Origin of the sequence: Bradyrhizobium sp. (assembly GCF_027451485.1) — a bacterium.
In the GTDB taxonomy this organism is placed as follows: domain Bacteria; phylum Pseudomonadota; class Alphaproteobacteria; order Rhizobiales; family Xanthobacteraceae; genus Bradyrhizobium.
In genome coordinates, this window is sequence record NZ_DAIDJE010000064.1 from 1 (window position 1) to 18740 (window position 18740).

Annotated in this window: 16 protein-coding genes; 5 read left to right on the forward strand and 11 right to left on the reverse strand. The window is 61.7% G+C overall.

What is annotated here, in order from left to right; genetic code table 11:
- Positions 1 to 205 precede the first annotated feature (205 nt).
- The gene (locus tag NEZ08_RS09555) at positions 206 to 1330 is read left to right on the forward strand and encodes a chemotaxis protein CheB (protein WP_298106373.1); all 1125 of its coding nucleotides are present in this window, start codon (positions 206 to 208) and stop codon (positions 1328 to 1330) included.
- Between the two features lie 528 nt (positions 1331 to 1858).
- Here NEZ08_RS09555 and NEZ08_RS09560 read toward each other — a convergent pair.
- The 3 genes from NEZ08_RS09560 to NEZ08_RS09570 form a co-directional block, all read right to left on the reverse strand.
- Positions 1859 to 3091, reverse strand: coding sequence for a threonine ammonia-lyase (locus NEZ08_RS09560; protein ID WP_298106374.1), 1233 nt, complete (start codon positions 3089 to 3091; stop codon positions 1859 to 1861).
- A gap of 84 nt (positions 3092 to 3175) precedes the next feature.
- The gene (locus NEZ08_RS09565) at positions 3176 to 3781 is read right to left on the reverse strand and encodes a hypothetical protein (RefSeq protein ID WP_298106375.1); all 606 of its coding nucleotides are present in this window, start codon (positions 3779 to 3781) and stop codon (positions 3176 to 3178) included.
- A 680-nt stretch (positions 3782 to 4461) separates the two neighbouring features.
- The gene (locus tag NEZ08_RS09570; protein WP_298106376.1) at positions 4462 to 5655 is read right to left on the reverse strand and encodes an MFS transporter; all 1194 of its coding nucleotides are present in this window, start codon (positions 5653 to 5655) and stop codon (positions 4462 to 4464) included.
- Positions 5656 to 5925: 270 nt separating this feature from the next.
- Between NEZ08_RS09570 and NEZ08_RS09575 the strand changes: the two genes are divergently transcribed.
- The 3 genes from NEZ08_RS09575 (at position 5926) to NEZ08_RS09585 (ending at position 10406) form a co-directional block, all read left to right on the forward strand.
- Entirely contained in the window at positions 5926 to 7488 is a 1563-nt protein-coding gene (locus tag NEZ08_RS09575) for an oleate hydratase (protein WP_298106377.1), read from the forward strand.
- A 230-nt stretch (positions 7489 to 7718) separates the two neighbouring features.
- Positions 7719 to 9845 carry a flagellar biosynthesis protein FlhA gene (gene flhA, locus NEZ08_RS09580; protein WP_298106378.1) on the forward strand — a complete coding sequence of 709 codons (2127 nt, stop codon included), beginning with the start codon at positions 7719 to 7721 and terminating at the stop codon, positions 9843 to 9845.
- A 360-nt stretch (positions 9846 to 10205) separates the two neighbouring features.
- Positions 10206 to 10406, forward strand: a complete 201-nt coding sequence (locus NEZ08_RS09585) for a hypothetical protein (protein ID WP_298106379.1) — start codon at positions 10206 to 10208, stop codon at positions 10404 to 10406.
- Between the two features lie 153 nt (positions 10407 to 10559).
- On the opposite strand, the gene NEZ08_RS09590 is transcribed toward NEZ08_RS09585, so the two are convergent.
- The 4 genes from NEZ08_RS09590 to fliI form a co-directional block, all read right to left on the reverse strand.
- Positions 10560 to 11426: an anti-sigma factor gene (locus tag NEZ08_RS09590; RefSeq protein ID WP_298106380.1), complete on the reverse strand. Its 867-nt coding sequence runs from the start codon at positions 11424 to 11426 to the stop codon at positions 10560 to 10562.
- Complete coding sequence (locus NEZ08_RS09595; protein ID WP_298106381.1) at positions 11426 to 11971, reverse strand: sigma-70 family RNA polymerase sigma factor; 546 nt, start codon at positions 11969 to 11971, stop codon at positions 11426 to 11428. Before NEZ08_RS09595 ends, NEZ08_RS09590 begins: the two co-directional genes overlap by 1 nt.
- Positions 11972 to 12320: 349 nt before the next feature.
- Entirely contained in the window at positions 12321 to 12740 is a 420-nt protein-coding gene (gene fliJ, locus NEZ08_RS09600) for a flagellar export protein FliJ (RefSeq protein ID WP_298106382.1), read from the reverse strand.
- Between the two features lie 106 nt (positions 12741 to 12846).
- Positions 12847 to 14172, reverse strand: a complete 1326-nt coding sequence (gene fliI / locus NEZ08_RS09605) for a flagellar protein export ATPase FliI (protein ID WP_298106383.1) — start codon at positions 14170 to 14172, stop codon at positions 12847 to 12849.
- 367 nt (positions 14173 to 14539) lie between these two features.
- Between fliI and ctrA the strand changes: the two genes are divergently transcribed.
- Positions 14540 to 15241: a response regulator transcription factor CtrA gene (ctrA, locus tag NEZ08_RS09610; RefSeq protein WP_008138878.1), complete on the forward strand. Its 702-nt coding sequence runs from the start codon at positions 14540 to 14542 to the stop codon at positions 15239 to 15241.
- Between the two features lie 591 nt (positions 15242 to 15832).
- On the opposite strand, the gene NEZ08_RS09615 is transcribed toward ctrA, so the two are convergent.
- The 4 genes from NEZ08_RS09615 to NEZ08_RS09630 form a co-directional block, all read right to left on the reverse strand.
- Complete coding sequence (locus tag NEZ08_RS09615) at positions 15833 to 16714, reverse strand: protein-glutamate O-methyltransferase CheR (protein WP_298106384.1); 882 nt, start codon at positions 16712 to 16714, stop codon at positions 15833 to 15835.
- Complete coding sequence (locus NEZ08_RS09620) at positions 16711 to 17871, reverse strand: chemotaxis response regulator protein-glutamate methylesterase (RefSeq protein WP_298106385.1); 1161 nt, start codon at positions 17869 to 17871, stop codon at positions 16711 to 16713. Before NEZ08_RS09620 ends, NEZ08_RS09615 begins: the two co-directional genes overlap by 4 nt.
- A gap of 91 nt (positions 17872 to 17962) precedes the next feature.
- The gene (locus NEZ08_RS09625; protein ID WP_291571280.1) at positions 17963 to 18328 is read right to left on the reverse strand and encodes a PleD family two-component system response regulator; all 366 of its coding nucleotides are present in this window, start codon (positions 18326 to 18328) and stop codon (positions 17963 to 17965) included.
- A gap of 58 nt (positions 18329 to 18386) precedes the next feature.
- A partial coding sequence (locus NEZ08_RS09630; RefSeq protein ID WP_298106386.1) for a chemotaxis protein CheW occupies positions 18387 to 18740 on the reverse strand: 354 nt, incomplete at its 5' end.

The following is an 18740-nucleotide window of genomic DNA, read 5'->3' on the forward strand; positions in this document are numbered from 1 at the left end:
AGCCGGATCGCAGGTTTGGTCATCGTAAATCTCCAGTGTGCTTCCCTGTCCGAGGATAAACCCCTTCAGCCTCGGCCTATTCATTTAAACAAATTCAGGACACTATCATCTCACGCAGGCCTTTCGACAGGATTTCCGAAAAAGCCGCGGCCGCGCTAAGAACGCGACCGCGCAGCTGGCACAACTGCGCCGATCATCCGCGAACATGATGCTCGCTGAAAATGCTGTGCGGTGGCAGCGGCTGGTTGATCTAGCTCAACGCCATTGCAGCTCGTTCTGCTTTATTTTTTCCATGACGGATCGAATCGTAGTCATTGGAGCCTCGCTCAGCGGCATCGATGCCTTGTCCGAGCTTATATCCAAATTGCCGAAGGATTTTCCGGCACCGATTTTCATCACCCAGCACGTGGCTTCTCACAGCCCGGGCATGCTTCCGTATTTACTCAGCAAGGCGGGGCCGCTTCGCGCGGTTCATCCGAAGACGGGGACCATCTTCGAACCGGGCACTGTCTATGTGGCGCCGCCGGATCGTCACATGCTCCTCCAAAAGGGCTACATTCGCCTGTCGCACGGGCCGCACGAAAACCTTGCCCGGCCGGCGATTGATCCGCTGTTTCGATCCGCCGCAGTGAATTATGGCCCTGCCGTTGTGGGCGTGGTTCTCACGGGGCAACTCAACGACGGGACGTCAGGACTACTGGCCATCAAAGACCGGGGTGGTTTCACGATCGTGCAGGAGCCCCGTGAAGCGACGGCTCGTTCCATGCCATTGAGTGCCATTCGACACATGAAGGTCGACAGAGTTTGTACTCTCGAGCAAATCTCGCGCCTGCTTGTGGAGCTTGCCAACGATGCTCCGCCGGAAACCGAACCCGCGCTCGAAAAGCTGATGGAGATCGAGAATCGCATCGCCGAAGGCGTCTTCAATGTCGAGGACTGGTGGTCGCTCGAACAGATGAGCTTTCCATCCGGGTTGAATTGTCCCACTTGCCGCAGCGCGCTTTATGAACTGAAGGATCAGCGTGTCCTGCGCTATCGTTGTCGCTCGGGGCACGCTTTCTCGGCTCAGAGCCTGTTGAGCGGGCAAGCGGATGCCCGCGAGGCCTATCTGTCGTCGCTGTTCGGCGCACTCATCGAGGAAGCCACGCTGGCAAAAAGGCTGCGCAGCGAACCGCTGTTCGCCGAAGATTCGCAAACAGCTGAAAGCTTGAGCAACCGCGTCGACGAGCTGGACGCCGAAGCAAATCAGGTCTCCAGGTGGCTCCACGCAATGAGTGGGCTCGTCGAGCCAGAACCGTCGATGTCCGATCGGCCGGGCGAAAGAACCTGAAAATTCCCCGCTGTGACGGCTCGGAAGTCCAGAAGGTTCGCGAAGGCGGTGGGCGATGGATCGCGAGCTTCGGAGAGTGGACACCGGATCAATAGCTTGGCCGGTATCCTTTCGATTCCGAAGCTGGAAACGTCACTCCGCAAAAGTGCGTTGAGTCTCGCAATCGGGATACGAGGAACGATCCGTCGAAGGCGGCATTGTCCTCGCATCACCGGCCGAGGCTCTGCCCGTAGGCGCTGGTGGCTGAGAGACCAATAGCGCTCCCGCCTGCATAACAGGGAGCGCGGCTCATGCCGAACAACCGCATTTATTATCCTACAAAACCGGACACAGACCATACCCGGCTCATTGGCGAGGCCATCAAGGAGGCGCGAGAGGTTCTAGAGCAGCCGCCTCCGGACACGTTCTTGGGGCGCAAGACGCAAGACCCATTCCCCAAACAGGACGAGCAAGAAAACTAGAGCGTTTTCGAGCGGGAGGCGGCGATCGCCGCGTCGTGCCATCCGCTTTGTGAACGCATGCCCGGATTCAAATATTGACGTTGAAATCGGCGGCGCGCAGCGCCTCGATGATCGATGTCAAATGCGCCCTGTCGCGGGTCTCGATCACGACTTCCAGCACGACGTCCTTGGCCGGCAAGAGCGTGAAGATCCGCTGGTGCGCGACCTCGACGATATTTGCGCCGGCGTTGCTCAGGACAGCAACGACTGCGGCAAGTTGCCCGGGCCGATCAACAAGGTCGAAGCGCAGCCGCGACAGACGCCCCTCGCGGGCGAGCTGGCGGGTCAATACGCCCGACAACAGCCGTGTGTCGATGTTGCCCCCGCTCAACACCAGACCGAGCTTGCGGCCCTTGAAACGAGCTCGATCGGCGAGCACGGCGGCAAGCCCTGCCGCGCCGGCGCCTTCGGTGAGCGACTTCTCGATCGTCAACAACAGGCTCAGCGCTTGCTCGAGATCTGGCTCGGTGACGAGAACAATGTCGTCGGCCAGCAGACGCACGATTTCGGATGTGATCGCCCCGGGCGTCTTGACAGCAATGCCCTCGGCGAGCGTGTCGCCGCGCATCGGCAGCGACTGCTTCTTGATCACATTATACATCGAGGGATAGAGCGCAGCCTGCACCCCAATCACCTCGATCCCGGGCTTGAGCGCCTTCGCCGCCACCGCCATGCCGGAAATGAGGCCGCCGCCCCCGATCGGCACGATCAGCGCATCGAGATCGGGCTGTGAGGCCAGCATCTCCAGCGCAACTGAGCCCTGGCCGGCGATGATCAGGGGATCGTCATAGGGATGGATATAGGTGAGGCCTCGCTCCTCGCCGTAAGTCCTGGCGAGGGCAGCCGCCTCCTCCAGCGTTGCGCCGCCTTCAATCACCGTGGCGCCATGGCGGCGAGTATTCTCGATCTTTATGGTGGGCGTGCCGACCGGAACGAAAATGGCGGCCGGGATCGAGAGGCGCGCCGCGTGGTAGGCGACGCCCTGGGCGTGATTGCCGGCCGAGGCCGCGACCACGCCATGCTTGCGCTGATCGACTGACAGCGCCGTAAGGCGGTTTAGCGCACCGCGCTCCTTGAAGGTCGCCGTGAATTGCAGATTCTCGAACTTGAGCCAGATCTCGGCGCCGGTGATCTCTGAGAGCGTGCGGCTGTGATCAAACGGCGTACGCTTCACAAAGCCAGCAAGCGTCGCGGCAGCCGCTTCGATATCGGCAAGAGTGACCGGCAGCTTTGGCGGAGATGCCTTTGGGATATCGGTCATCGGAATAGGGTCTCCCGCGGCATGAATGCCGACGCAATCTGCTATCTTATCCCAATCGCGGGAGGTTTGGGCGTCCCGCGCGCTTCAAGCCGCGTGCTGGGAACGACCTTCGGCGACATCGGACCCGCCGGCATCGAGAATGGCCCGATCGAGGCTCAATGCGCCGGCCTCGCACATGGCCTGCGAGACGATATCGCCGGACTTCTCGAAAGTTCGCGCCAGTGATGCAAATTGCGCCCTGGCGACCTGCAGGATCGACAGCGGAACGGCAATCGAACCGAATGCAATGGCAGGAGGTATCTCATTAAGAATCGTCAGACGGGCTTCCGCCTGCTCGGCACGCCGCACGGACTCAGCGATCCGCCGCTCCAATTCGGCGAGGACGCCTTCGCTCCACGACTGCTGCTCGGTGAGCTTCGATTTCAGGGTCAGGATTTCAATTTCGAAAGCCCCGATCCTGCCCTCAAGTGCCTTGCGGGCCTCCGCGTTCGCATCGCTCATCGCGCGCTCGACCCGAAGCAACTCCTCCGTCTCGTTCAGAAGGTCGATGTGCGCCTGAAGCATCCTTGCCGCGCATAGCAGGTTCTGCGAATTGGAGCCGCTCGACATCAGGTCGGCAAAGCGGTGCAGAAATCGCAGGATGTTCGTGGTCTCGGCCGCGGTCGGCCAGGCTGGATTTGGTTCGATCATGAAATCCGAAAGAAGGATATTGGCGTCGGCGCCAAGCGGCCACAAACGACTACGCCACAAACGCGTATGCCTCACACGCCAGCGCCGCAAACAGATGCGCCGGAGATAAGATCAACGTCCCACTACTCCCGGGACTTGAATTTACGACAGTCGTGTCGCGCCCGCTCGTCATACCGCGCCCAAGTCGCCACTTATCCCACGTTTTTCATGGCCTGAATGTCGATAGCCGGCGGCTCGTGGCAAGTTTGGGCGTCAGTACGATTCCCGTGACGTTTCCGGATCGAATTCGCCGCTTGTGGTGCAGGAACGTCAATCAGGCGGCACGAGCCCGTAGTCTCCCGGGCCGTATTCACACGGTCCGCCAAATTAACCGGTGAATGCCGGCAGGCGAGATAGAGTGCGCGGAATACGACAACCACCACGGGAAAAGGCAACTGACATGACGGCGACACCGATCTGCATAACCTGCAAACTCGAGCGGACCCTGGTCAGCATCCGGCCCACGCGCAATCGCCACGAGGTGCGGCAGTATGAGTGCCCGAAGTGCAGAAGCGTCTTCCGCCTCGTCGTCCAGTGCACGCCGACGGATTTCGACGATGGGAATTTTAACGCTCCGGCGTTGAAGGCCGGTGCGAGATAGCAGTCAGCGCGCAAAACCGGCCGATAGCCGCACGTCAATCTCAGGCCATCGCCAAGCGCTGCCGGCTCCTGATCAACAGCCCCACGATGATGGTGAAGTTGAGAGCGTTCCAGCCGAGCCCGTTGAGGAATGCGGCCCCGTAAGAGCCGGTAGCGTCGAAGATCACGCCCGACACCCAGCCGCCGAATGACATGCCGAACACGGAAGCGAAGATGACGATGCCGACGCGGGTTGCAGCCTCTCGCGCCGGCATGGCCTCGCGCACGATGATGGCGTAGCTCGGCACGATGCCGCCCTGGAACAGGCCGAACATCCCCGAAATGATGTAGAGCGAAGTGAGGCTGTCGAAGAACAGATAGAACAGCAGCGCAAAGCCCTGCGCTGCAGATCCGATCAACAGCGTTCGGATGCCGCCGATCCGGTCGGCGAGCAAACCCGAACCGATCCGGCTGACAATGCCCAGCCCCATCATCAACGACAGCATCTCGGCGCCGCGCGCCACGCCATAACCGAGGTCACCGCAATAGGCGACGATGTGAACCTGGGGCATGGCCATCGCTACGCAGCAGGAGACGCTGGCGATCGACAAGAGCACGGTGAGCGCATTTTTCGAGAGATGAAGATCGATCTGCGGCGGAGGCGCGTTGGCATGATCGCGCGCACCGTCGCTGCCCATGATCGCACGCAAGCCGAACAGCAGAAGCGCCATCGTCACGGCGCAGAAGATGCCGATGGCGATGTGGGTGGAACGCCAGCCGATCGATTGCACGCCCCAATTGACCAGCGGCGGCCAGATCGTACCTCCGACATAATTGCCGCTGGCAACGATCGTCACCGCAAGCCCGCGATAGCGCACGAACCAGTGCGACACTTCTGCCATCAGCGGCGCAAAGGTTGCGGACGTACCAAGTCCAATCAGGAAGTAGATGGCGTTGAATTGCCAAAGCGCAGCCGCAAGCCCGGCGAGGACGAAGGAAATGCCGAGAACGGCGATGCTGAGCGCGATCGCGGCCACGATGCCGAACCGATCGGTGATCCGCCCCGTAACGACGCCGCCAAGTCCAAAGCCGAGGAAGACCATGGTGGTGGCCAGCGACACCGCACCACGGGTCGCCGAGAACTCGGTCTGGACGATCGGCAAAACCACCACGACAGTCCACATTCCGACGGCCCCGATGGAGCCGATCAAAAGGGCGAAGCCAAGCTGAATCCAGGCTTGGCGCGAGTCGGGCATGGAAGCCGGCGAATGTCGGGTGAGGTCTGAGGCGATGTCCACGGCCGACGCAATTTGATCGGCAGGCTGCCCAGGGTCAACCCACAATGCCGCGATAATAGGCATGCACATGCCACGCGGCACAATGAGGGCCGCTGGCGTGGCGCTTTCTAAGCCCACCCGCCAATTGATGCAGGTCAACTCAGGTCAGCGCGAACGCCGAATAATGCACAACGACGGTCGGGCCCGATCGGCTCGTGTGTTGCCATTGTTCAACTGACCGGGTTTTGCATGAAGGCTCATTTCATCGGCGGCGGCATCGGATCGCTCGCGGGAGCCGCTTTCCTGATCCGCGACGGCGGTCTCGCCGGTAGCAACATCACCGTCTACGAGCAGTTGCCATTGCTCGGCGGCAGTCTGGACGGCATCAGACTGCCCGACGGGTCGTACTCGTTGCGCGGCGGCCGCATGCTCACGACGGACCATTTTGAATGCACATGGGACCTGCTTTCGAGCATTCCCTCGCTCGCCCATCCCGGCCTTTCGGTGCGTGACGAGACCATCACCTTCAACCTCGAGCACCAGGCCCATTCGCGCGCCCGCCTGGTCGATCGCAATCGCTTCAAGATTGATGTGACCTCGATGGGTTTCACCATGCATGACCGGGTGGAGCTGTTGCGGTTGATCGAGGCGTCGGAGGAGGAACTCGGCGACAGCCGCATCACCGACTGGCTGTCACCGCCATTCTTCGCGACCAATTTCTGGTACATGTGGCAGACCACTTTTGCCTTCCAGCCGTGGCACAGCGCGGTCGAGCTCAGGCGCTATCTGCACCGCTTCATGAGCGAGTTTCCCCGTCTCGAGACGCTGGGCGGCGTGAAGCGCACCGTCTACAACCAGTATGACGCGATCGTGCGGCCGCTGACGAACTGGCTCGGCAAGCATGGCGTCAATTTCGAGCGCGGCGCGCGCGTCACCGACATGGAACTTGCGCCGGACGACGGCAAGCTCGCGGTGAGGAGCCTGACCATCAAATCGGACGGCACGAGCCGCACCGCCACGCTGGACAAGGATGATCTGGTATTCTTTCAGAACGCCTCCATGACCGACGCATCAAGCATCGGTTCGATGACGATGCCGCCGCCGCGGCTGACAAAGCGCAACAGCGGCGGCTGGGAACTTTGGGAGAAGATCGCTTCCGGCCGTCCCGAATTCGGCAATCCGGCCGCCTTCAACTCCTCGATCCCGGAATCCTACTGGGCTTCGTTCACCGTCACCTGCCGCGATGACCATCGCTTCTTCGAGCAGATGCAGGCTTTCACCGGCAACGAAGCCGGTACCGGCGGGCTCGTCACCTTCAAGGATTCCAGCTGGTTGATGTCGGTCGTGCTGTACCATCAGCCGCATTTCCCCGATCAGGCCGCCAACGAGCAGGTGTTCTGGGGCTATGCCCTGCACCCCGACCGGGTCGGCGACTTCGTCGCGAAGCCGATGTCAGACTGCGGCGGGGCCGAGATCCTTCGCGAGCTCTGCGGCCATCTCAACTTCGACCCGGGCGTGTTCGAGACGGCGAGCTGCATTCCATGCCGGATGCCCTATATCACCAGCATGTTCATGCCACGCAAGAAATCCGACCGGCCGCTGCCGGTGCCACCGAATTCGAAGAATCTCGCCTTTGTCAGCCAGTTCGTCGAGATCGCCGACGACGTCGTGTTCACGGTGGAATATTCCGTGCGGGCGGCGCAGATGGCGGCCTATCAGCTGCTGAAGATCGACCGGCCGGTGCCCGCCATCACCCGTCATGACCGGTCGCTTCGTGTGATGGTGGATACCTTGGGGAAGGCGTTCGCCTGACGGCTGCTTACGCCTTGTTATCCCAAATCTCTGCAGCATTAACCCTTTGCTAACCATACACCGGGCAAAAATTGCCCAGGTAACGAAGTCGAGTGTCGTCAGCTGCGTGAAGTACGGGGGAGGACCTCGTGGACGCCAGTGCGGTGCCTCACTTTCGAAACGGCGGGCCTGCCCCCGCCGCGCAGGCGTTTGGCCGCCGTGAACGGCATTCGCGGGAGGAGTCGGGTTCCATGGTCGATGTCACGGCTGGTCAGGGCGCGGCCGCCCCCTTCAGCAATCGCTTCAGCCTCAGCGAAATCGGCAACATCATCAAGCGCGGCGACCTGATGCTCGCCTTCGGCATTCTCACCATTCTGGTGGTGCTGATCCTTCCCCTGCCCTCGGTCATCCTCGATTTGTTCCTGGCGATCTCGATCACGCTGTCGATCCTGATCCTGATGACATCGCTGTTCATCCAGGCGCCGCTGGAATTCTCGTCGTTCCCGACCATCCTTTTGATCTCGACCATGCTGCGGCTGTCGCTCAACCTGGCTTCGACCAAGTTGATCCTGTCGCACGGTCACGAGGGTACCGACGCCGCCGGCCATGTGATCCAAGCCTTCGGCGGCTTCGTGATGGGCGGCAATTTCGTTATCGGCATCATCGTCTTTGCGATTCTGGTGATCGTGAATTTCGTCGTCATCACCAAGGGTTCGGGCCGCATCGCCGAAGTCGCCGCGCGTTTCCACCTCGATTCGATGCCGGGCAAACAGATGGCGATCGACGCCGACCTGTCGGCCGGCCTGATCGACGAGAAGGTCGCCAAGGAGCGCCGCAGGGCGCTGGAAGACGAAAGCGGCTTCTTCGGCGCCATGGACGGCGCCTCGAAATTCGTGCGCGGCGACGCGGTCGCGGGCCTGCTTGTCGTATTCATCAACATCGTCGGCGGCATCATTATCGGTGTCGCGCAGCAGTCGCTGAGCTTTTCCGAAGCCGCCCACACATACACGCTTCTGACCGTCGGCGATGGCCTCGTCACGCAGATTCCGGCGCTGATCGTCTCCACCGCGGCCGGCCTGCTGGTCTCCAAGGCCGGCGTGTCGGGTGCGGCCGACAAGGCGCTGATGAAGCAGCTCTCCGGCTATCCGCAGGCGCTCGGCATGTCATCAGGCGTGATGCTGGTGCTTTCCCTCCTGCCCGGCATTCCGATGCTGCCGTTCCTGGCGCTCGGCGGGGGCGCCGCGGCGCTGGCGTTCTATGCCCGCAAGCACAAGCACGCCGCAGCGCAGGCTGACGCAGGCGCATCGGCGGCGCCGGCAGCCGCCAACGCGGCCGCGGAGGAAGAACCGATTTCGGCGGCGCTGAAGATCGATGATCTCAAGATCGAGCTCGGTTATGCCTTGCTGCCGCTGGTGAACGGCCCCGACGGCACCGATCGGCTGACGGATCAGATCAAGGCGCTGCGCAAATCCCTCGCGATCGAAATGGGATTCGTGATGCCTTCCGTGCGTATCCTCGACAATGTGCAGCTCGAGGCCAACAGCTACGTCATCAAGATCAAGGAAGTGGATGCCGGCACGGGTCGAATCTGGCCGAACCAGTTCATGGCGATGGACCCCGGCGGCGGACAGGTGGACGTGCCGGGCATCCACACCACCGAGCCGACCTTTGGCCTGCCGGCGACCTGGATCGACGCCAGCCTGAAGGAGGAGGCCTCGCTGAAGGGCTACACGGTGGTCGATGCCGCGACCGTGATGTCGACGCATCTGACCGAACTGCTCAAGAACAACATGTCGGACCTGTTGTCCTATGGCGAGGTGCAGAAGCTGATCAAGGAGCTGCCCAAGGAGCAGGGCGAACTGGTCAAGGATATCGTGCCGGCGCAGATCACCATCTCCGGCATCCAGCGCGTCCTCCAACTGTTGCTCGCCGAACGCATCTCGATCCGCGATCTCTCCACCATTCTCGAAGGCATCGCCGACGCACTCGCCTTCTCGCGCAACCCGGCGACGGTGGTCGAGCACGTCCGTGCCCGCCTGGCGCGGCAGATCTGCGCACAGAACACCACGTTCAACGGATACCTGCCGCTGATCGCGCTGTCGGCGAAATGGGAGCAGGCCTTTGCCGAGTCGCTGGTCGGCCAGGGCGAAGAGCGCAGCCTCGCCATGCAGCCGTCGCGCCTGTCCGAATTCATGACGATCGTGCGCGATCGTTTTGAACAGGCCGCGCGCGAGGGCGAGTCGCCGGTGCTGGTGACGTCCGCCTCGATCCGGCCCTTCGTCCGTTCGCTGGTCGAGCGCTTCCGTGCCCAGACCACGGTGTTGTCGCAGGCCGAAATCCATCCCCGCGCACGGTTGAAAACGGTCGGCAGCGTCTGATGGCAATCGGGCTCAAGCGGCCCGGAATCGGCGAATCCGGTTCGCGAAGCAGCGAGCGCGGCATGTGCTTTTCAGCCACAAGCAACTGATTTCTTTATTTTCCGTAATCTGCGGCCTTGCAGCCCTGGGCCGATCAGAGGTCTCGGGAAGCTACTAAGTTGCTGTATTCATGATATATTTTGAGTTTTCCACATTCCGCCGCAGAATAGATCGCGGCGGATCACGACCGATCACTGCTTTGTGATCGCTCTTGTGGAAACGACAGCCGGGTTCTTACGTTTGTTAGCGGAAGGTGAATGAACCTGTCGGTGGATCAGGACGACGAATCCGGTGAACGAGGGCAGGCGGCAGGAGGCATGGATGAATCACTCGATTTACAGCGCCGATCGCACGACGCACCTGAAAATCGTGGTGATGGCGTTGGTCGCGGGTATCGCGGTCGCAGGCTTTGGAATTTCGGCTCGCACGTTTTCGGATGACGGCTCGACGCAGACCGCGCGCGTCGTCAAGGCAGGCAAGCCGGTTGTTGTAACCAGTTCGAACACGATGGTGGTCCGATAAGAGTTTTGTGAATTCACGTAGCGCTTTACCAGCCCCCCAAAGTCGCTGCGTGGATAATGGAAGACCCAACTGTCCCCCAAGTTGGCCCCCAGAAAACGCCCGCTCCCCACGGGCGTTTTCTTTTTTTTGCAACCGCCTTGGCGGAGCATCGCGCTAGCGCGAAGGGGGCGGCACGGTTTCGATCAGCTTGGCTGTCAGGATCGGCGCGGAATGCGGATTGCCGTCGGGTGATCCGCCGGCCTGTTCGATCGTCACCGCGTAGGTGGCGGACTTTACGAGGTCGGCATCATAGGCGGCGAGCACCGGACGCGAGGTGAATTCGTTGGCGCCGATCACGCCCAGCGAACGCGGCTTAGGCAGCTTGTCGGAGATCAGCCACAACTCGTAGCTCGAGCCCGCTTCGGCGGAGACGCCGAGCTTGCGCGCGGTAAAATCCCGCGTCGCTCCGTCGACGGTGAGGATGAACGCCGGGCCGCCGCCCTCTTTCTGAAGCATAGCGACATACTGCGCCGATGGTTGAGGGGCAGGCGGCAACCTGGCTTCCACGACTTCCGTCTTCGGCTTCGGCCGCATATTGTCTGGCAACAGATCCGGCATCGACACGCCAATCCCGATCAGCATCAACAGGGCCGCCGCAATGGCTGACGTTGCGGCCGCGACCAGGCGCCAGCGACGCGCACGACCTTCCAGCCGGATCAGGTTGGACGTATCGGCGGAAACAGCCGGCGCGGCCTCGACCTCGGGCGCAAGCGGCGGCGGCTCGGTCGGCGACTGCAGGACCGGCGGCTGCGGCTCTGAATGGCCGATTGCGGCTCTGATCTTGTCCCACACTTCCGGGCGCGGCTCGACCGATCCGACCATCTGGTTGAGCACGCCGAGCCTGTGTTCCCAGGCGAGAACCACGTCCGCAAAGCCCCGGTCGGCGGACATCATGCTTTCGACCTGCGCGCGCTCATTGGCATCAAGTGTGCCGAGTGCATATTCCGCAGCGAGCGCGATATGGTCGTCGCTATAGGCCATCAAAGTCCGAGGCACTCCCTGATGTCCATCATGCTGCGGCGCAGCCATGTCTTTACGGTGTTCACTGGCGCTGAGAATTTCTCCGCGAGTTGCTCGCGGCTCCAGCCGTTATAGTAGGCCAGCAGCACAAGCCTTTGCCGGTCGGGATCGAGCCGCCCGACACACTCCAGAAGCCGCTTCAAGTCTTCCGTCATTTCACGGCGCGCCAGGGGATCGGGCGCGTCGGCTGCCACTTCCATCGCGGCCGGCTCCTCCTCGATCGACGCCTCGCTGCGCTTGCGCACGACATCGATGGCTCGATTGCGCGCAATCGCCGCCATCCAGGTGATCGGCGAAGACTGGCCAGGATTGAACTGTGCTGCGCTGTTCCAGATCTTGACGTAAGCTTCCTGTATGACCTCCTCGGCGAGATCCTGCCGGCGCAAGATACGCAAAACGACGCCGAAAAGTTTCGCCCGCGTTGCCGCATAGAGCCGCTCGAAGGCGGCCTCGTCGCCCTTCGCGACCGCGGCAATCAGCCAGACCAGCTCAGCTGGCGTCAGCATTGCGCCCCCAAAATCGCGCTGCCCGGTTATGCCGATCTGAAGTGCCTTCCCCACAAACGGCGAATTCGAGCAGAGAGTTCAGATCGATAACGCGGTACCAGAATCAAAATGTTTGCCAGTACCCGCGACTTTCCGAAGTCCGTGAGGGTGGATGCTGCGATGGAGCATGAGCTTTTGGAAAGTGGGCACTAGAGGCATTCCCCGTGTCTGGTATCACATCTTTCGCCAAATCCGTCCACTGCGGCAAGCCTCTGGATGAATGTCGCGACGACAGGCAGAACGCAAAAACCCGGACGTTGCAACATCCGGGTTTCAGCAGTCGAAGCGATGTCGAGCGATGCGGCGCGCTCTAAGCGATCGCCCCGATCCTGGCCCGCATCAGGCCGATCGAATCCATGTCGGCCTGCTCGCGGGCGCTCTCTTCGGCGCGCTCGCGCGCCTGGTCGCGCTCATCCAGCAACTCGACCTTCTTGAGTTCGTCAAACGCTTCGGCCAACAGCCCGCGCGCCTCCTCGAGTTGAACGCGCAGTTCGTCGGCGGAACGGGTGAGATTTTCCCGACGCTGGATCGCCGCCTTGGCATAGGTCGGATAAGCGAAGTGCGAGGGATCGTTGATGCCGGCGCGTTCCTGTTCGCTCTGGATTTCGCGCTCCAGGTCGACCGACATGCGCTGAAAGTCAGCGATCATGGCTTCGATCTGGGAGACCCTGCGGCGCTTTTCGTCGACCTGAAATTTCTTCAGACGGATAAGCGTTTCACGTGACTTCATCGACTCATACTCCCCAGAAGTCCCAATCTGGCTAAGGGACAGCGCCGGCTTCCCCGTGGGACCCCGCCGGCATTACAACCGTGGCGCGGATGATGGCCTGACAAAGTTAGCGTTCCGTTTCCAAACCTTTCAGGATCCGATCTAATCGGCCGTAACCTTCCTTGAGCGGCGTACTCTCGTCCTTGGCCTGGCGCAAAAAGGCCTCCAGCGGTTCGTGCAGGCGGATCGCTTCGTCCACCTCCGGGCTTGAGCCCGCTTTATAGGCGCCGAGCCGGATCAACTCCTCCATGTCCGAATAGGTCGACATGACCTGTCGCGCCTTGGTGATGACCGGCAGGAAGGCCGGGTCGGCCGATTTCGGCATGGTGCGCGAGACCGATTTCAGGATGTTGATCGCCGGAAACCGGCCGCGCTCGGCGATACGCCGTTCCATTACAATGTGTCCGTCCAGGATGCCGCGGACGGCGTCCGCGATCGGTTCATTATGGTCATCGCCATCGACCAGCACCGTGAAGATGCCGGTGATGGTGCCGGTGCCGACGCCCGGTCCGGCGCGTTCCAGCAGCTTCGGCAACTCGGTAAACACGGTCGGCGTATAGCCCTTGGCCGTCGGCGGTTCGCCGGCCGAAAGGCCGATCTCGCGCTGGGCCATCGCAAAGCGCGTTACCGAGTCCATCAGACACAGCACGTCCTGGTTTTCGTCGCGGAAATGCTCGGCGATGGCGAGTGTCAGGTAAGCCGCCTGGCGCCGCATCAGCGCGGGCTCATCGGAGGTGGCGACCACCACCACCGAGCGGGCGAGGCCCTCCTCGCCGAGGTCGTCTTGCAAGAATTCCTGCACCTCGCGGCCCCGTTCGCCGATCAGACCGATCACCGTGATGTTGGCGTCGACATTGCGCGCCAGCATCGACAGCAGCACCGACTTGCCGACGCCGGAGCCGGCGAAGATGCCGAGACGCTGACCGCGGCAGCAGGTCAGGAAGGTGTTGAGTGCGCGCACGCCGAGATCGAGGGGCGCACCGACCCGCTTGCGCGAATGCGCCGGCGGCGGAGCGTTGCGGTAAGCCACCGGCGAGGCGCCCTGTTCCAGTGGCCCCTTGCCGTCGATCGGTTCGCCCAGGGCGTTCAGCACCCGCCCGAGCCATCTCGGCGACGGACGCACCTGGTTGCCTGAATTGCCGATCACCGCGCGGCAGCCGCGCCTCACCCCATCAAGCCCCGCGAACGGCATCACCACTGCATTGTTTCCGGTGAAGCCTATGACCTCGCAGGGGATCGGACGATTTCCGCCGGTTTCGATGACGATGCGCGCACCGACGCTCATGGCGTGGATGGGACCTGCGATCTCCACCATCAGGCCACGAACACCGACCACACGGCCATAGATATTGATGCCGTCGATGTCGCTGATCTGTTCGGCGAGCGCCTTCATTGCGAAAACCTTAAGTTTTCACAAGGAAGGGTCCCGCCCTTAACTTGGTGTTTACTCGCATCATTAATCATTACGTCACTGTCTTTGGTGACTGAGTGCGCTCGACCTGCGTCAACGAAGGGCGAGTCTTGAGAGTCGGTTAACCCCGCCTCTTCATGTAGAGCTTGAACGAGATCGGATACGAAAAGCTGCTTCGACGCAATATCTTAGGGCGATTCGAAAAAAATTGCACCTTAAGGCCTTGCGGATCAGAATCAGATTTTGTTAACCATATCCCGTCAGGATCCGAATCAGTTGTTCAAAGGCGTTTTGAGTGCCGCAAGTGCGGCCGACCTGACGCCCGGAGCGGCGACTATAGGGGACTGGCATGCGCGTTTTGCTGATAGAAGATGACAGCGCCGTCGCGCAGTCGATCGAGTTGATGCTGAAATCCGAGAGCTTTAACGTCTATACGACGGATCTCGGCGAAGAAGGCGTCGATCTCGGCAAGCTTTACGACTACGACATTATCCTTCTCGACCTCAACCTGCCCGACATGTCCGGCTACGACGTGCTCAAGCAGCTCCGGGTCTCCAAGATCAAGACACCTATTCTGATCCTCTCGGGTCTCGCCGGCATCGAAGACAAGGTCAAGGGTCTCGGCGTCGGCGCCGACGACTATATGACCAAGCCCTTCCACAAGGACGAACTGGTCGCCCGCATCCATGCGATCGTGCGCCGCTCAAAGGGTCACGCCCAGTCCGTCATCCAGACCGGCGATCTTGTCGTCAATCTCGACACCAAGACGGTGGAAGTCGGCGGCCAGCGCGTGCATCTGACCGGCAAGGAATACCAGATGCTGGAGCTGCTTTCGCTCCGCAAGGGCACCACGCTCACCAAGGAAATGTTCCTCAACCACCTCTACGGCGGAATGGACGAGCCGGAACTGAAGATCATCGACGTCTTCATCTGCAAGCTGCGCAAGAAGCTTGCGAATGCTTCGGAAGGCCGCAACTTCATCGAAACCGTGTGGGGCCGCGGTTATGTGCTGCGCGAGCCGCACGAGCATGAAGAGCGCATTCCCGCCTGAGCTTTCGTGCGAGCCCGTAGGCTCACTCCTCCCAGACTGAACCCCGCCGCAAATGGCGGGGTTTTTTATTTGGGCATCGGCCGGCAGTCGCAAGCCGTCACGCGGTGTCGGGCTCCCGTGAACCCGCGCCATGGCCCGTCTCGTCCGGATGGCCATCAAGAAGTGCCAGCAGCCCGTCAGCCTCTGGCTCCGCAAGTCGCATCGCGCGTCGACGCGCCAGATCTCTTGCCTCGATCGCGGTCTTTCTCGCGGAGGCGGAGCCGAGGGCGATCAGCGCTTCGGCCAATGTCGTGTAGAGTTAGGCCTCGAGCTCAAGGCCCGCCTTTTGGGTCCGCGCATAATAGTTTCACGAAGGAGTTCGACGACACCTTCAGGCGCATTGCCGCCGAGCATCACAAGCGCCCGGCTGCGGATAAGGCGCGCTGCTGGACTATTCAGGATCCACAAGGGCGTGCTCGCCTTGCTGTGGGAGATGGCTCCCGGCCATCCTAGCTTGCTGCCTGCCATTTCGAGGACGAACCGAACGCCGAAGACGGCAACACGCCTCGCGCCTTCTGCCACACCGACCTTGAGCGACGCCGGGCCTGCGCCTTAACGGCCTGCGGCGAGGGCTGCACTCTTTTGCAGCATGGCGCCCGCAAGCATCGGCTTTACGCCGCGGGTCGAGTTCGGCCGGTAGAGCCCGCGCCGATCCGGATAGGGCCTGAAGGCATCCGAAATGCCCACCACGGACTCGGCCGCACCAAGCACCAGGAAGCCGTCGCCTTCGACCAGCTTCGACATGCGTTCGAAAATGCCGACCTTGGTATCCTGGTCGAAATAGATCAGGACATTGCGGCAGAAGATGATGTCGAAGGTTCCGAGATGGCTAAAATCCTGGAGCAGGTTGAGCTGGCGATGCTGGACCATCGAGCGGATATCGGCGTTGAGCTGCCACATGTCGCCGATTTGAGTGAAATGCTTGACAAGGAGCTGAATCGGCAGGCCGCGCTGAACCTCGAACTGACTGAAGATACCGGCCTTGGACTTTTCCAGAACGCCCTGCGAGAGGTCGGTCGCGACGATGTCAATCTTCCAGCCTGCGAGCGCGGCGCCCAGCCCTTTCAGGCACATCGCGATTGAATACGGCTCCTGTCCCGTGGAAGAAGCTGCGCACCAGATACGCAGCGAGCGCCGGGCGGCGCGTGCCTGCAGCAAGGCCGGCAGCATCGTGTCCTTGAGGTGATCGAAGGGGGTCTTGTCGCGGAAGAAGAAGGTCTCGTTGGTGGTCATGGCCTCGACCACTTCGGCAATCAGCGGCTCCGCAGCTCCCGCCTTCATCTTCTGCACGAGGTCGGTAATGCCGGCCAGATTCGCCTTGCGCGCCAGCGGCACCAGCCGGCTCTCGACCAGATATTGCTTGTCGGCGGACAGATCGAGCCCGGAACGCTCCTTCAGGAGCTTCCGCAAGAACTCATAATCCAACGGCGTCACGAGCGATCTCCTGAAAACAGCCTCACCAGTTTCGGTGCGATTTGATTGAGCGGCAGCACCGCCGAGCAAATGCCGGCATGAACGGCTGCGCCCGGCATGCCCCACACCACGCTTGTCGCTTCGTCCTGCGCGATCACGCTGCCGCCGGCAGCGACAATATCCTTGCCGCCGCGCATACCGTCCGAGCCCATCCCGGTCAGGATCACCGCCAGAATGGAGCCCTGCCAGACCTCGACGGCGGAGGCGAACAGAGGATCGACCGCAGGCTTGCAGAAATTCACCGGCGGGCCGTCGTCGAGGGCGATGACCGCCTCCGTTCCGTGGCGCGCCACACGCATATGCCGGCCGCCCGGCGCGAGATAGATGTGACCGGCCTTGACCGCCTCGCCATCGACCGCTTCCCGCGCCGGTCGGTGACTGGAGCGCGCCAGATGCTCGGCCAGGATCGTGGTGAACGTCGGCGGCATGTGCTGGGTAATCAGCACCGGGAAACGATCGATCACTGGACCGATCTCGGCGACGACGCTCATCAGCGCCTGCGGGCCGCCGGTCGATGAACCGATCAGAAGCACGCGTGGATTTTGCGTCGAGAAGCTGCGCCGGACCACCGGAGGCGAGGCGACGGGCGCGCGGGCCACCGTCTCCCGCATCGGGCCGGATGCCGGCGCCAGCGAGGGGGCGGCGGTTGGATGCGACGCGCGGCGAACCTTGGCGCCGAGATGCCTGATCTTCCGCACCAGATCGTGGCGGAAAATCTCTGCGGCGGAAGCTTCGCGTGTGCTTTCCGGCTTCGGGATATAGTCTGAGGCGCCAAGCGACAACGCCTTGAAGCTGACCTCCGCATTGCGGCGCGTCAGCGTCGACGCCATGATGACGATCAGGTTGCGCTTCTTCGCAAGCAACAGCGGCAGCGCGGAAATGCCGTCCAGCTCCGGCATTTCGATATCAAGCACGGCAATATCAGGGTTGATTCGCTCGAGCTGGTTGACCGCCTCGCGGCCGGTGCGCAGCGCCGCGGCCACGACGATGTCGGGTTCAGACCCAAGCCAGCGGGAAATCATGCCCCTGATGACGACGGAATCATCAACCAGCATCACCCTCAGCGGTTCTTGCTGCACCGGGCCAGGAGCCGCCGGACTTGTCAACGCAACGCTCATACTCACCAACCGAACTCAACTCACCAGCCGCAATAGACGTAGCGCCTGCGGCATCGCCGGGGCCCGCAAGCCGCCGGATAGGCACACGCAATCAGATCAGGCCGACTTCCTGGAATTTGGCCGTAACGATATCCTTGTCGAACGGCTTCATGATGTACTCATTGGCGCCTGCGTGAAGCGCCCGCGCAATGTGGGCGACGTCGTTTTCCGTCGTGCAGAACACCACCTTCGGCTGGTCGCCGCCGGGCATGCGGCGCAGATTGCCGAGGAATTCGTAGCCATCCATGATCGGCATGTTCCAGTCGAGCAGAATGGCTTCGGGCAGGCCGCGTTTGCAGACCTCCAGCGCCTTCTCGCCATCTTCAGCTTCGACGATCTGGAAATCCAGACCTTCCAGAATGCGCCTTGCAACCTTTCGGATGACGCTCGAGTCATCCACGACCAGACATGTCTTCATTGTCGTTGCCTTTATACTTGGAAAACAGTTGGGTTCTTCGCTGCGCTTTCGTCAGACCTCAAGCCGCCATCATCTCGGGCGAAAGTTCGAGCACACGGTCGACATCCAGCACGACCATCAATTGGCCGTCGAGGCGGTGCACGCCTCCGGCTAGTTTGGCCATGCGGGGATCGAGATTGACCGGATTTTCTTCCCGGCTTTCGTCGGGCAGCCGCAGCACCTCGCCGATCTGGTCGATCAAGAGACCATAGGATTCGCCGCGCAGATCGACGCCAACCGCCATCGGCGGCTTGCCATCATCGTTTTTCGGCAAGCCAAGGCGGGCGCGCATGTCGATGACGGTGACGATCCGGCCGCGCAGGTTGAGGACACCGGCGATTTCCCGCGAAGCCAATGGAACGCGGGTCACGCG